The organism is Burkholderia sp. Bp9140 (assembly GCF_003853425.1).
Taxonomy (GTDB): Bacteria; Pseudomonadota; Gammaproteobacteria; order Burkholderiales; family Burkholderiaceae; genus Burkholderia.
The window spans coordinates 37,519-52,260 of sequence record NZ_QTPQ01000041.1 but is presented as its reverse complement, the minus strand read 5'-3'; the positions used below and the strand labels follow the sequence as shown (position 1 = coordinate 52,260).

Below are 14,742 nucleotides of genomic sequence, written 5' to 3'. Positions count from 1 at the left end.
CAAGTCTCTCAGTCGAAGTTGTAGGCCTGGGCGATGTCGATCCCGAGGCTGTTGTTGCGGCCGATGAAGTCGGTCAGGAATTCGTGCAGGCCGCTCTTGAAGATCCGCTCGACCGACGTGTCGGACAGCATCTGCAGGATCTTCGTGGCCGTGTCGTGACACGGGTGTGTCACGCCGTAATCCTTCGCGAGCAGGTTCAGGCTCGACACGACGCGCCCGTAGCAATAGCGCAGCGAACGCGGCATGCGGCCGTTCAGGATCAGGTAGTCGGCGATGTTCATCGGCTTGTACTGCACGTCGTACACCCAGCGATACGACCGGTGTGCGGCCACGCAGCGCAGGATCGTCTCCCACTGGTAGTTGTCGAGGATCGTGCCGACGTGCGACACCGACGGCAGCAGCAGGTGATATTTGACGTCGATGATCCGCGCGGTGTTGTCGGCCCGCTCGATGAACGCGCCGATCTGCGCGAAATCGAAGATCTCGTTGCGCAGCATCGTGCTGTAGAAGCTGCCGAGGATCAGCGCGGTTTCGCGCTTCACTTCGTCGAGCACCGCCGGCAGCCCGCTCTCCGGCACCGGCTGCGCGAGTGCGCGGCGCAGTGCAAGCCATGCGCCGTTCACGCTCTCCCACGCCTCGCGCGTGAGCGCCGTGCGCACCATCCGCGCGTTCGAGCGCGCGGCCTCGATGCACGACAGCACGCTCGACGGGTTGTCGCGGTCGCGCAGCAGGTAGTCGGTCACGGTATCGGCGGCATACGCGTCGTACTTCTGACGATAGCCGTCGTCCGCGCCCGAGCTGACCAGCACCGACGACCATTCGGCCGGCGCGTCGGACGTGCGCGTGAGCGCCATCCGCAGCCCGGCATCGACGATGCGCGCGATGTTCTCCGCGCGCTCGATATAGCGGTACATCCAGTAGAGACCGCTCGCAGTTCGTCCCAGAAGCATCTCGTGTCCACTCCGTCTTCGTTCGGTTCGCGCGCCGGCTGCGGCGCGCGTGGTCGTGCCCGGCTCAGTCGGCCAGCACCCAGGTGTCCTTGGTGCCGCCGCCCTGGCTCGAATTGACGACGAGCGATCCCTCCTTCAGCGCGACGCGCGTGAGCCCGCCCGGCGTGATGCGGATCCGGTCCGACACCAGCACGAACGGCCGCAGGTCGACGTGGCGCGGCGCGAGTCCGGCGTCGGTCAGGATCGGCGTCGTGGACAACGCCAGCGTGGGTTGCGCGATGTAGTTCGCGGGCCGCGCGCGCAGCTTCGCGGCGAACGCCTCGAGTTCGGCCTTCGATGCGCACGGCCCGACCAGCATCCCGTAGCCGCCCGAGCCGTGCACTTCCTTCACGACCAGTTCGTCGAGATGGTCGAGCACGTATTTCAGGCTGTCGGCTTCGCCGCAGCGCCAGGTCGGCACGTTCTCCAGCAGCGCCTTGCGTCCGGTGTAGAACTCGACGATCTCCGGCATGTACGAGTAGATCGCCTTGTCGTCGGCGATGCCGGTGCCCGGCGCGTTCGCGATCGTGATGTTGCCGGCGCGGTAGACGTCCATGATCCCGGCCACGCCGAGCACCGAGTCGGGGCGGAACGTGAGCGGATCGAGGAACGCGTCGTCGACGCGGCGATACAGCACGTCGATCGGCCGGAAACCTTCGGTCGTGCGCATCGCGACGCGGCCGTCGACCACCTGCAGGTCGCTGCCCTCGACGAGGTGCACGCCCATCTGGTCGGCGAGGAACGAATGTTCGTAGTACGCGGAGTTGTGGATGCCGGGTGTGAGCACGGCGATAGTCGGGTTGTCGGCGTTGCCGCCCGGCGGGCACACGGCCGCGAGCGACTGGCGCAGCATCTGCGGATAGGTCTCGACCGGGCGCACCTTGACCTGCTGGAACAGCTCCGGGAAGAGCTGCATCATCGTCTCGCGGTTTTCCAGCATGTACGACACGCCCGACGGCGTGCGCGCGTTGTCCTCCAGCACGTAGAACTGGTTCTCGGCGGTGCGCACGATGTCGACGCCGATGATGTGCGTGTAAACGTTGCCGGGCGGCCGGAAATCGATCATTTCCGGGATGAACGCCTCGTTGTGCGCGATCAGGTGCTTCGGCACGATGCCGGCACGCACGATTTCCTGGCGGTGGTAGATGTCGTCGAGGAACGCGTTGAGCGCCATCACGCGCTGCTCGATGCCGAGCGACAGCCGGCTCCATTCCGCGCCCGAGATGATCCTCGGCACGATATCGAACGGAATCAGCCGCTCGGCGGCCTGTGAATCACCATACACGGCGAACGTGATGCCCGTCCTGCGGAACACGCCTTCCGCATCGTGGGCCTTCTGGGCGAGGCTCGCAGGGTTCTGCGTGTCGAGCCATTGCTTCAGGCGCGCGTAAGGCGCCCTCACCATGTCGCCGGATTGCAGCATTTCATCGAACGGTTTCATCGAATTGTTCTCCATCGTTCTCCCCGGCATTGCGCATGCCGGACCGGCGTCACATCTGCTTCGCAAGGAACGTGCCTTGCGCGATCCACTCGATTCCCCCTTTTTGCGCCGCATCACGCACGCTCGTGCGCCATGTCGCACCACGACGGTGCAGCGACGGCCCGCTCCGCGGCAGCGACGCGCCGCGATCGCGCGCGGCCGATGCCGCACCTGTCAAACATAGTTCCCCCGCGTGTCACGAATGTGCAATCTGCACCGCACCAAATGCGCGCCCGCGCCGGCCGCGCGCGTCGTGGCGGAGCGTGCCCCCGCACCGTCCGCCCCGGCTTCGGCTGTTCGATTCCCGATTCCCGATTCCCGCTTTCGCCCGGGATGGCATCGTGCCGGGCCGTCGCAACGAACCGCGGGAAAGGCGGGCCGGCCACGCAACCCGCGCGGCCGGCCCTGGGGAAGTACCGTCTGCGGCCGCACCGGCGTTCGACGCGGTGAACTAACCGGTTAGCCGGGTCCGGCGCCTCAAACTTATGCAGCCGTAATGGCGCCGACAACGCTCATGCATATTTCGACTGACACCGATCGAAAAAAAACATCGGCTGCGTGCGCGCGAGGCACGGTAGTCTAGAAGGTTCGTGCAGCGAAACGGCGCCGCCGCCCCTGTGGGCGCCCGACTATAAAAAGCGAAGATCGAAATGGAAGCGAAGTGGCTGGAAGATTTCCTGAGCCTTGCAGATACCAAGAGCTTTTCCCGGGCCGCGCGTCATCGGCACCTCACGCAGTCGGCATTCAGCAGACGAATCGCCGCACTCGAAACGTGGATGGACGCGAAGCTGGTCGACCGCAGCATCAACCCGATCGCGCTGACGCCGGCCGGGCAGATGTTCCGCGGGCTGGCCGCGGACATCCTGCGCAGCATGTATGCGGCACGCAACCTCGTGAACGGCTACGACCAGTTCGCGGCAAGCGACCAGGTCGTGCGCTTCGCGGTCGCGCATACGCTCGTGTTCACGCTGTTCCCCGAATGGCTCAAGCAGCTGAACGGCGAAGTCGGCCACGTGACCGCGCGCGTCAACGCAGTCAACGTGCCCGAAGGCGTGCAACAGCTCGTCGAAGGTGAGTGCGACCTGCTGCTCGGCTATCACCATCCGCAGTTGCCGATCGTGCTCGATCCGAACCACTTCCCGTTCGTCACGCTCGGCGTCGAACGGATCCTGCCGGTGTCGACGCCCGACGCGCGCGGCAAGCCGGTATTCGAACTGCCGGGCACGGCGGACGCGCCGCTGCCGCTGCTCGCGTATTCGTCGGGCGCATTTCTCGGCAATGTCGTCGAGATGCTGCTGCTGAATGCGTCCGAACCGTACGCGCTGCATCGCTGCTTCGAAACCCACATGTCCGAGGCGCTGAAGGGCATGGTCGTGGCCGGGCACGGGATCGGCTGGCTGCCGGAAAGCTGCGTGGCGAAGGAACTCGCGGAAGGGTCGCTCGTCTGCGCGGGTTCGGCGGACTGGATCACCGAGCTCGAGATCCGTCTTTACCGGTCCGCGCGCAAGCGCGGGCTCGCGGCCGAACAGCTGTGGACCTACATCATGAACCGGCCGCGAGCGGCGGCCGACGGCACGATCGCCGCCGATCCGGTCGCGCCGGCCGTGCGCATGGCGCGCCGCAGCGCCGGCGGCAGCCGGTAACGCGCCCTTACGTACTCGCGTATTCGCGTACGAGAACGCCGGCGCGCGGCGCGGTTCGATCCGCGCCGCGCCGGCCATTAACCCGCGCCTGCCCCGCGGGGCATCTTTCGCCCCCGCTTCATATTCGAATCAATATCGCACGTCCGATCAATTGCGATTAAAAGCCAAACGTTTGCGCGCCCGCGCCGTATTCTTCGACAAATCAAGCAGCGGCCCCAAATAACCCATCGATTTATAAGACGGAAATACCCTGTTACACAACAAATCAAAAGTTTCTGTTTGCATATAATGCCGACCGATATCAATAAACGTCGCGCCCTCCTTTCCGGCTTCCCGGCCTGTGCATCGACCTTCATCGCCATGCCGCGAGCACAGAGGCAAAAAATCCTTTTATCAGTCGTTATTTCTCGGCACGAACTTCGGTACCACTTTCGTCGGAGAATTTTCGTCTGGTCATCGCTACCGCTGAGCAATAGTCATATTCGGCAATATCGACTTTATTCAGCGTTAAACAAACCACCAAAATCCGCCACAATCCTCCTTCAATAAGACATTTAAAGCCTGTCCCATTCGGGCCACACGCGATTGTTTGTTGAAAACCCATCGTGTATCAATAGCGTGTCGCGAATAGAACTTCACCAATTCGACTCGGGATAAATGCGCCGTCATCGATTCCGGACGGAGGTTGCAATGTCTTCCTCGTTTAGGCAGCACGCTAGCCCACTCCTCGGCATCGCCGTATCCGCACTCTGCATCAATGTCGTGGCCCAGCCCCAAACCCCGGCCGACACGCCTGCGTCCGGGGCCGGCCCCGGGCGATACGTGATTTCGTACATCTGCGGCGACGCGCGAATCGACGGGACGGCGCCGCTTCCCCCCGATGGCCGTCCGTACAACCTCGGCGTGTCGTTCGTATCGGGCGCCAACGGGCAACCGCTGTCGAACGTGCAGGTACGGCTGCGACGGCATGGACGCGTCCTCGTCGAATTCAAGGCAACGGGGCCGCGCTGTCTGTTCAGCGTGCCCGAGGCAAGTTACCGGGTCGAAGGGACTTATCAGGGAGCCACCCAGTTCGCGGTCGTCGAAACGGGCACGCTCGCCACGCAGCTGCGGTGGTGAACGTCAGTCGAATCCGCGTGCCGATGGTGCGCGCGATCGCGTCATGCACGGCAATCCATCGAATCGAGGAGGATTGAATGACTCGTGCAGAACAACCGGACGGCTCGCCCGTCCGTCAGCCGAAACCCTTCTGGGGCCCGGGAAAGAGTGCGGCACTCAGCATCGTTGCATTTGCCGCGATCTTCGGTGCCTTCGCATACGTCGAGCGGGACGTGGGGCTCGGCCATGCAACCGTGACGCACGACATCGCCGGCATGATCGGCACTGCCGCCGGAAAGTATCGCGAGGCCGTCGCGGCCGCGACGGCCGACGTCTCCGGTGCGGCATCGACGGTCGCGCAGGCCGCGCCGGTCACGCCTTCTGCACCGGTCATGCCGTATGCGCCGGCAACACCCGCCTTGTCGGCTGCGGCGGAACCGGCCGTGCCGCCGCAAACGACTACCCGCTCCGCCGCGAAACACGCGCGCCCCGCACACATGCCGTCCACGACGCTCGCGGCGAACGCACACGCCGCATCGGCCAGCGGTCGTGCGGCACGTCCCAGCGACACGCACCGGACGTCACGTTCACAGTCGCTCGCGCGCACGAGAACACACACCGACCCCGCGCCGCGACGGCAACCGCAGTCGTATCTCGCCGACACGGCACACATGGAGACCACGCGCGTCACGCACGACGATCTGGAAGGTGCTCGCGCCCTGGCCAAGGCGCGCTGGTGCGCACGAATCGACGAATGGAACTGCGTGGAGCAAAACGCGAGCCGGGCACTCGCCATCGACCCGAAGAACAGCGAATCGCGTGCGCTGCTTGGACAAGCGATCCGCAACCGCCTGTGAACCGGCCGGATGCCGCCGGGCCTCGCTGCCCGGCGGCGTGACGGCCGGCGACGAGCATCGTCGGGCGTGCAACCGATGTGATCGATTCAGAGTGAGGACTACCGTGGCCAACAATCGTCAACAACAATGCACCACCGTCGCTCCGCCCAACCGGCGGATCCTCCTGCACGCGCCGTTGCTGTTGCTGCTCGTCGCGTACGGCCCCTGCCTTGCCGCCGAAGGCGACGCGGAACCCGGCGGCGCGAGCAAAATCGCCGGAACCCACGGCGCGCCGGATGCCCTGCCTCCCGACATCCAGCCGACGGGGGCGTCGATGCGGCTCGCCCAGGGTCCGGACACCCTGCCTCCGCTTGCGCCGACGCCGATCGCGCAGGCATCCGATGCGTCGATGCAGATCGTGCAGGCGTCGAACCCGCAACCGCAGGCGATGCCGACCACGGTCGTGGTGGAGCCGGACGTGGCGCAGCCGAATGAACCGGCGCCGGACGCGCAATCGCCGAATACGCAGGCACCAGACGCTCAGGCGTCGAATGCGCCGATGCAACTTGCCCAGGCATCCGACGCCGTGCCGACGAATGCGCCGGCATCGGTCGCGCCTGCATCGGACGCGCCGATCCAGATCGCGCAGCCCGCGAGCACCCAGCCGCCCGAAGCACCGCCGCAAGGCGCTTCCACGACGACCGACGTACCTGCCTCTCATTCGCCAGCACCGAGCGCGTCCCCCTCGGACACCCCGCTGCAGGCCGCGACCGACGCGCCGCCGAACGCACCGACGAAAACCGCGCAGGCATCCGCCACCCCGATGCCGAACTCGCCTGCGCCGGTTACCCTGACGCCCGGCGCGCAACCGCCGTCGTCCCAGGGACCGAATTCGCAAACGCCCGGCGCCCAACTGCCGGGCACGGCGACGCAACCCTCGCAAGGACCTGACGTCGAAACGCCGAATGCCCAGGCACCGAACCTCCGCACCGCCGATGTCGCGACCGTGCGCAACGACGTGTTCGGCCTCGCCGCGAGCGGCGGCGCGATCAAGGCGCTCGAAGAAGCGAAGGCGCGGCCCGATGCGTTCTCGGCCGTCGACATCGCGCAGCTGGAAGAACTGTCGATTCGCCAGCAGGTGCGCGGCGGACGCGACAAGTCGCGCTCGATGACGAGTACCGACCGCTTCGACGGGCTCGACAGCGCACTGCGCGCGGCCGACGACCTCGGCAAGCGGATGCCGGCCACGCCCGAGTATTCACCGGTGAGGACCGCGCTTGCCGGCGACCGGACGGTCGCCTACGCGGCACGCGGCGACATGAAGCAGGCAGTCGCGACGTTCGAGACGATTCCGCCCGACGCGGAGATCTCGATCGACGCGCTGGCGGCCGTCGGCGACGCCTACCTGTACCTGAGCGAACCGGGCAAGGCGAACACCGTATACCAGCGCGCGCTGAAGCAGGCGACCGCGGCGCCGACGGACCGCGCGACCCGCGGCTTCCAGTACGGTGCACGCACGCGCCCGATCGAACTGCGCGAAGGGCTGTTCTGGTCGTACGTCGACCGGGCGCGCGCGGCGGACGCGAAGCAGGTGCTCGACGACATGGGCAAGTCGCTGCCACCGGCCAACGAGGTGCGCAACTACGGCCCGGAGGAAAGCGACTATCTGCGCTACTACCGGCTGCGCGCGCAATACCTGATCTTCACGGGCCACGTCGACGAAGGGATCGCCGCGCTCGAAGCGCTCGAGAAACAGGTGCCGTTCAACGCGGAGATCCGCGCCGCGCACGCCGACGCGGTGTCCGGCCAGTCACATCCGCGCCAGGCGATCGCGATGTATCGCGCGTCGCTCACGGATCATCCGGACAGCGTCGAGATGCTCGCGGGCCTCGGCCGCGCGTCGCTCGTCGCGGACGACTACGCAACCGCGAAGAACGTCGACCAGACTCTGGACAACGTGTTCCCGGACAGCGGCGCCGTGCGCGGCTTCAAGCGCGACTACAAGGCATACCGCAGCCCCATATTCACGACCGACCTGAGCTTCGAGCACGGTAACAGCGCGCTGGCCGACAACAGCTTCACGTCGGACAGCTACATTTACTCGCAGCCGTTCGGCGACAACTGGCGCGTCTTCTCGCACACGTTCTTCGGCCATGCACAAACCGACAGCGGCAGCGTCAGCCGCACGCGCACGGGCATCGGCGGCGACTACCGGCACGGGCCGCTCACCGTGCTGGGCGAAGTCACGCGCTCGCTCGGCGGCGACGGCCGAACCGGCGGCCGCGGGTCCATCGCGTACGCGCTGAACGACTACTGGACGGTCTCCGGCGCGCTCGACACCAACGACAACTCGCTGCCGTGGAAGGCGTATGCCGCGCACATCTGGGGCCGCTCCGCGAACGTCTCGGTCGTGTATCGCCAGAACGACCGGCGCGAGGTCAAGCTGAGCTACGGCGTGAGCCGCTACAGCGATTCGAACCTGCACCAGGAGATCACGGCGACCGCCACGCAGCGCGTGTACACGGCCGCCAACCAGCTCGTCAACGTCTCGCTGGATCTCGGCACCGACAGCAACACGCGCCAGAACGCGCCCTACTTCAGCCCGGGCCGCGACTACGCGGCCGCCGCGACCGTCATGCACCAGCTGACGCTGTGGAAGAAGGGCGACATGGGGTTGCAGCAGCGCCTGTCGGTGTCGGGCGGCGTGTACAACGAGCGCGGCTTCGGCACCAGCCCGCTGTGGAGCGCGCGCCTCGAGCACGCGTGGACGTTCAAGCACGACATCACGCTGAGCTATGGCGTCGAGGTCAGCAGCCACGCGTACGACGGCCAGCGCGAGCGCTCCGAAACCGGCTTCCTGTCGGTCAACCTGCCGTTTTAGCAAGGAGATCGCGCCATGCAAACCAGACGGACCTTCATGTGCGGATGCCTCGGCACGTTTACCGCCTGTTCGCTGTTCCCCGGCGTGACCAATGCCAGGATGATCGACCTGCTGCCGCCGTCCGATCCGGCGGACGGCAAGACGTTTCGCGTGATCTGCATGCACGACGTGCGCGACAACCTGATGGCGTCATTCTCCTCCGCGTCGGCGATGGTCGACCCGTTCGCGGTCGATACCGGCACGCTGACCGCGATCTTCTCGTGGCTGCAGACCAACAACTACCACACCATCACGGTCAAGCAGATCGAGGAGTCGCGGCACGGCGGCAAGCCGCTGCCGCCGCGCGCGGTGCTCCTCACGTTCGACGACGGTTACCGCAGCCACTACACGAAAGTGCTGCCGCTGCTCGAGCGCTTCAAGTATCCGGCCGTGATGGGCATCGTGACCGCATGGATCGACGCGCCGCTGGATGCGCCGATCCGCATCAGCGACAAATTCCAGGTGCCGCGCAACTACTTCATGTCGTGGGACGAGGTGCAGAAACTCGGTCAGTCGCACCTCGTCGAGCTCGGTTGCCACACCCACAACCTCCATCACGGCGCGGTCGCGAACCCGCAAGGCAACGAGTTGCCGGCGACCACGTCGCACCTCTACCTGCAGAACGAGAAGCGCTATGAAACCGACACCGAATTCGAAACACGCGTGCACAACGACCTGCAGACATGCGTGCAGCAGATCCGCGAACGCACCGGCATCGTCGCACGCTCGATGGTGTGGCCATACGGTGCGGAAAACCAGCCCGTGCGCAAGATATCGACGTCGCTCGGCATGGACATCCAGTTCAGCCTCGATGCCGGCCCGAATACGCCGGACGTGCCTTTGGACCGGCTGAGGCGGATCCTGATGATGTACGACGTCGACATCGGCGGGTTCGAGCGCTCGATGCGCGAGCCGGCGTCCAACCGCGGCGACGTCGACGTGCCCGAGCGCATCGTGCAGGTCGATCTCGACCAGGTCTACGATCCGGATCCCGCGCGGCAGGAGGCGAATCTCGGCAAGCTGGTCGAGCGCATCTACCGGATGCAGCCGAAATCAGTGTATCTCCAGGCGTATGCGGACCCGAAAGGCACCGGCGTGGCCGAAGCGGTGTATTTCCCGAACCGGCACCTGCCGATGCGCGCCGACCTGTTCTCGCGCGCCGCGTGGCAGCTCAACACGCGCTCCAACGTGCAGGTGTACGCGTGGATGCCGGTGCTCGCGTTCCGGCCGCCGGCCGACAAGCAGCGCGGGCTCGAGGCCGTGAGTGCCTATGGCGGCGCACCGGCCCGCGAGAGCGGTACGCGCATGTTCCGGCTGAGCCCGTTCGATCCGGATGCGCGGCTGATGATCCAGCAGATCTACGAGGATCTCAGCAAGCACGCGTCGTTCAGCGGCATCCTGTTCAGCGACGACGCCGTGCTCGACGACTACGAGGATGCGGGCCGGCACGCGCTGCGCATCTATTCGCAGTGGGGGCTGCCGGCCGACGTCGGCAAGATCCGCGAGAACCCCGACCTGATGAAACGCTGGACGCGCCAGAAGTCGCGCTACCTGATCGACCTGACCCGCCAGCTCGAACAGGTCGTGCTGGCCCACCAGAACGTGGGCGACGTGCTGACCGTGCGCAACATCTTCGCGATGCCGGTGCTCAAGCCCGAATCGGAAGCGTGGTACGCGCAGAACTACGACGACTTTCTCGCCGCCTACGACTATGTCGCGCTGATGGCGATGCCGTACATGGAGCAGGCGAAGGATCCGCAAGGCTGGCTCGACCAGCTCGTGCGGGCCGTCCGCGCGAAGCAGCGCGGGCTGCAGCGCACCGTGTTCGAACTGCAGTCGTACGACTGGCATGCGCACAAGGACGTGCCGGCCGGCACGCTGCTCGCGCAGATGCGGCGGCTGCGCAGCGAGGGCGCGGTGAATTTCGGCTACTACCCGGACAACTTCCTGAACGGCCAGCCGGAGCTCGACGCGATGCGCGACGTGATGTCGCTGAAGTCGCGCCTCGATCCGACCTCGATCAACGCGCTGATGCAGATGCAGCATGCACAGGGGACCAAGACGCCATGACCACCCACGGCATCATCCAGCGCCTGCAGGACTTCGTCTTCTACTATCCGTTCTTCATGTCGTATCTGTGGATGATCGGTGGTGTCGTGCATTACTTCCTGCTCGAGGAAGGTCGCGAGCTGTCGACGCGCACGATCGCCGCGAGCGGGATCCCGAAGATCTCGATCGTCGTGCCGTGCTTCAACGAGGCGGCGAACGCGCGCAGCGTGATCCGTCACCTGAACGCGATGGACTACCCGAACTACGACATCATCGCGGTCAACGACGGCAGCAAGGACCGCACCGGCGACATCCTCAACGAGCTGGCCGTCGAGATTCCGCGGCTGCTCGTGATCCATCACGCGTGCAACGAAGGCAAGGCGGTCGGGCTCACCACCGCGGCGTCGGTCTCGAACGCGGAATACCTGCTCTGCATCGACGGCGACGCACTGCTCGCGCACGATGCGATCGGCTGGATGCTCGAGCATTTCCTGACCGATCCGGGCGTCGGCGCGGTCACCGGCAACCCGCGCATCCGCACGCGCACGTCGCTGTTGGGACGCATGCAGGTCGGCGAATTCTCGTCGATCGTCGGGCTGATCAAGCGCACGCAGCAGGTGTACGGGCGCATCTTCACGGTGTCGGGCGTGATCACGATGTTCCGCAAGACCGCGCTCGCCGACGTCGGCTACTGGAGCTCGGACATGCTGACCGAGGACATCGACATCAGCTGGAAGCTGCAATGCCGCGACTGGCGCGTCGTGTACGAGCCGCACGCGCTCAGCTGGATCCTGATGCCCGAGACGCTGAAGGGGCTGTACCGGCAGCGGCTGCGCTGGTCGAAGGGCGGCATCCAGGTGCTGCTCAAATACGCGGGCACGCTCGCGCGGCCGACGCAGATGATGATGTGGCCGCTGTTCGCCGAGTACCTGATCGGCATCGCGTGGGCCTATTCGATGTCGTTCATCCTGCTGCTCGCGCTGATCGACGTCGTCTACCCGCTTCCGTCGAGCTGGCATGTGTCCGTGGTGCCGCACTGGCACGGGATGTTGCTGGTCGCGACCTGCACCCTGCAACTGATCATCGGCTGCATGATCGATCGTCGTTACGACGAAAAACTCCTGATGTACTTCCTTGACACCATCTGGTACCCCGTCGCGTTCTGGCTGATCAGCATGATCACCACCGTCGTCGCCCTGCCCGCCGTCTTACTGCGGGGTCGCGGCAAGCGCGCCGTTTGGGTCAGTCCCGACCGAGGCATTCAACATGAAGAACGCGCCGATTATTGACCTTTCCCTGCGCGCGCCGCGCGAACTGATCGCCGAGCGCGGCAACATCGTCGGGCCCGTGCTCGTCGTGTGGTTCCGCCTCGTGCGACCCGCGCTGGTCGGCGGCGTATGGGCATCGATCTGCATCTACACGTATCGCTACCTGCTGCCGTTCAACCAGGCCGAAATGCCGATCGAGCAGATCGTGTTCTACGTGACGAGCATCGCGCTGATTGCCGGCACGATCGTCATGTGGCTGATCGCGGGGCGCGTCGTGCATCCGCTCGCGTACCGGTTGCGCGCGTCGAAGATGCTGCGGCGCTCGGCCACCGTGAAGATGCGCTCGGTGCCGCCGACCGCGCTCGCGGGCGCCCGCCGGCGCGGCGCGCGGCGCACGACGCGCATTCTCGTCGCGTCGCACGATGCGAACGGCTCGATCTCGGGCATCGAATGGGTCGCGCATGCGGGACCGCGGCCCCGCGAGTAGATCACCGGAGACGCGCCGCGCCGCGCGCAACGCATGCCGCGCGGCGCGACACCGCTCCCGGAATCGTGCTGGCGCGCGTCGCGCGCCGGCCGGCAACTTCCTGTAGACGAGGTGAATCATGTGCGGAATCGTCGGAGCAAGCGGCCTGAAGAATCAAGTGCCGCAACTGGTCAACGCGCTGAGCCGGCTCGAGTATCGCGGCTACGATTCGTGCGGCATCGCCGTGCTGCGCGACGGCCGCCTGCGCAGCGAACGCACGTTGCGGCGCGTGGCGGACCTGCAGGACCGCGTGCTGACGCTCGGTCTCGAAGCGCAGACCTGCATCGCGCACACGCGCTGGGCAACGCACGGCGCGCCGTCGGAAATGAACGCGCACCCGATCATGTCGGGCGACACGATCGCGGTCGTGCACAACGGGATCATCGAGAACCACGATGCGTTGCGCGCCGAACTCCGGGAGCGCGGCTATACGTTTCGCGGCGAGACCGACACCGAAGTGATCGCACATCTGATCCACAGCGTGTATCGCGACGATCTGTTCGATGCCGTCATCCGCGCGGTCAAGCGGTTGCACGGCGCGTATGCGATCGCCGTGCTGAGCGCACGCGAACCGCAGCGGCTCGTCGCCGCGCGCGCCGGCTCGCCGCTCGTGATCGGCATCGGCGCACACCAGAACTATCTCGCGTCCGACTGCGCGGCACTCGGCGACCTGACCGACCGCTTCGTCTACCTGGAAGACGGCGACGTCGCGCGGATCACGCCGGAACGCATCGACGTCGTCGATTCGGTCGGTTGCGAAGCCAGGCGTCCGCTGTGCGAGGTCAAGGCACGCGACGACGACGCCGCGCTCGGCCCGTACCAGCACTTCATGCAGAAGGAGATCTTCGAGCAGCCGAAGGCGATCGCCAGCACGATCGACGGCATCGACACGATCTCGCCCGCGCTGTTCGGCGGCAACGAAAGCGCGCGCGCATTGCTGTCGAAGACCCGGAGCGTGCTGCTGCTCGGCTGCGGCACCAGCTACTACGCGGGCCTGACGGCGAAATACTGGCTCGAGGGCATCGCGGGCATCCCGGCACAGGTCGAGATCGCGAGCGAATATCGCTACCGCGATACCGTGCCCGATCCGCGCACGCTGGTCGTCGGCATTTCGCAGTCCGGCGAGACCGCCGACACGATCGGCGCGATCGAGCGCGCGCGCGGGATGGGCCAGGACCTGTCGATGGCGATCTGCAACGTCGCGACCAGCTCGATCGCGCGCGGCGCGCCACTGTGCTTCCTGACGCGCGCCGGCATCGAGCTCGGCGTCGCGTCGACCAAGGCGTTCACGACGCAGCTCGTCGCGCTGTTCCTGCTGACGCTGACGCTCGCGCAGCAGCGCGGCCGGCTCGACGCGGCGCATGTCGCGATGCACCTGAAGAAGCTGCACGAACTGCCGGAGCGCATCGGCCACGCACTCGCGCTGGAAACGCAGATCATGGGCTGGGCCGCGAAGTTCGCGCGCACCGAGAACGCGCTGTTCCTCGGCCGCGGCATTCACTATCCGATCGCGCTGGAAGGCGCGCTGAAGCTCAAGGAAGTGTCGTACATCCATGCGGAAGGCTATCCGGCCGGCGAACTGAAGCATGGCCCGCTCGCGCTCGTCACGAGCGCGATGCCGGTGGTCACGATCGCGCCGGACGACCGCCTGTTCCAGAAGCTGAAGTCCAACATGGCCGAGGTGCGCGCACGCGGCGGACGGCTGTACGTGCTCGCGGGCCATCATCTCGAGATCGACGCCGACCGCGACACGCACCTGATCCGCGTGCACGAGTCGGGCGATGCGCTGTCGCCGGTCGTCAACGTGATACCGCTTCAGCTGCTCGCGTATCACGTCGGCTGCGCGCGCGGCGCCGACGTCGACAAGCCGCGCAACCTCGCGAAATCGGTCACCGTCGAATGACGCGGCGGCCGGACGTGGCGCACGCGTTCG

The 14,742-nt window shown here is 66.2% G+C and carries 11 protein-coding genes; 8 read left to right on the top strand and 3 right to left on the bottom strand.

Going from position 1 to position 14,742, the window contains the following annotated elements:
• Positions 1-8: 8 nt before the first annotated feature.
• Together DIE21_RS29165 and DIE21_RS29160 are read right to left on the bottom strand one after the other, a co-directional pair.
• Positions 9-950, bottom strand: coding sequence for an alpha-E domain-containing protein (locus tag DIE21_RS29165; RefSeq protein ID WP_124500923.1), 942 nt, complete (start codon positions 948-950; stop codon positions 9-11).
• 64 nt (positions 951-1,014) lie between these two features.
• On the bottom strand, positions 1,015-2,430 hold the full coding sequence (locus DIE21_RS29160; RefSeq protein ID WP_124500922.1) for a circularly permuted type 2 ATP-grasp protein: 1,416 nt from the start codon (positions 2,428-2,430) through the stop codon (positions 1,015-1,017).
• 689 nt (positions 2,431-3,119) lie between these two features.
• On the opposite strand from DIE21_RS29160, the gene DIE21_RS29155 reads away from it, so the two are divergent.
• A complete protein-coding gene (locus DIE21_RS29155) occupies positions 3,120-4,112 on the top strand; it encodes a LysR substrate-binding domain-containing protein (protein WP_124500921.1) in 993 nt (330 codons plus the stop codon).
• A gap of 400 nt (positions 4,113-4,512) precedes the next feature.
• Here the strand turns inward: DIE21_RS29155 and DIE21_RS37370 are convergent, their stop codons facing one another.
• Entirely contained in the window at positions 4,513-4,716 is a 204-nt protein-coding gene (locus DIE21_RS37370; protein ID WP_185642863.1) for a hypothetical protein, read from the bottom strand.
• A gap of 86 nt (positions 4,717-4,802) precedes the next feature.
• On the opposite strand from DIE21_RS37370, the gene DIE21_RS29150 reads away from it, so the two are divergent.
• The 7 genes from DIE21_RS29150 to glmS all read left to right on the top strand — a co-directional run bounded on the left by DIE21_RS29150 (position 4,803) and on the right by glmS (position 14,712).
• Positions 4,803-5,231, top strand: coding sequence for a hypothetical protein (locus tag DIE21_RS29150; protein WP_124500920.1), 429 nt, complete (start codon positions 4,803-4,805; stop codon positions 5,229-5,231).
• Between the two features lie 77 nt (positions 5,232-5,308).
• Positions 5,309-6,067 carry a hypothetical protein gene (locus DIE21_RS29145; RefSeq protein WP_124500919.1) on the top strand — a complete coding sequence of 253 codons (759 nt, stop codon included), beginning with the start codon at positions 5,309-5,311 and terminating at the stop codon, positions 6,065-6,067.
• 103 nt (positions 6,068-6,170) lie between these two features.
• Positions 6,171-8,927 carry a poly-beta-1,6 N-acetyl-D-glucosamine export porin PgaA gene (gene pgaA, locus DIE21_RS29140; RefSeq protein WP_124500918.1) on the top strand — a complete coding sequence of 919 codons (2,757 nt, stop codon included), beginning with the start codon at positions 6,171-6,173 and terminating at the stop codon, positions 8,925-8,927.
• Between the two features lie 15 nt (positions 8,928-8,942).
• On the top strand, positions 8,943-11,036 hold the full coding sequence (gene pgaB, locus DIE21_RS29135; RefSeq protein ID WP_124500917.1) for a poly-beta-1,6-N-acetyl-D-glucosamine N-deacetylase PgaB: 2,094 nt from the start codon (positions 8,943-8,945) through the stop codon (positions 11,034-11,036).
• Positions 11,033-12,304, top strand: a complete 1,272-nt coding sequence (gene pgaC / locus DIE21_RS29130) for a poly-beta-1,6-N-acetyl-D-glucosamine synthase (RefSeq protein WP_124500916.1) — start codon at positions 11,033-11,035, stop codon at positions 12,302-12,304. The genes pgaB and pgaC overlap by 4 nt, the downstream gene beginning before the upstream one ends.
• Positions 12,282-12,770: a Biofilm PGA synthesis auxiliary protein PgaD gene (locus tag DIE21_RS29125; RefSeq protein ID WP_124500915.1), complete on the top strand. Its 489-nt coding sequence runs from the start codon at positions 12,282-12,284 to the stop codon at positions 12,768-12,770. Before pgaC ends, DIE21_RS29125 begins: the two co-directional genes overlap by 23 nt.
• 118 nt (positions 12,771-12,888) lie before the next feature.
• Positions 12,889-14,712, top strand: coding sequence for a glutamine--fructose-6-phosphate transaminase (isomerizing) (glmS, locus tag DIE21_RS29120; RefSeq protein ID WP_124500914.1), 1,824 nt, complete (start codon positions 12,889-12,891; stop codon positions 14,710-14,712).
• Positions 14,713-14,742: the final 30 nt, after the last annotated feature.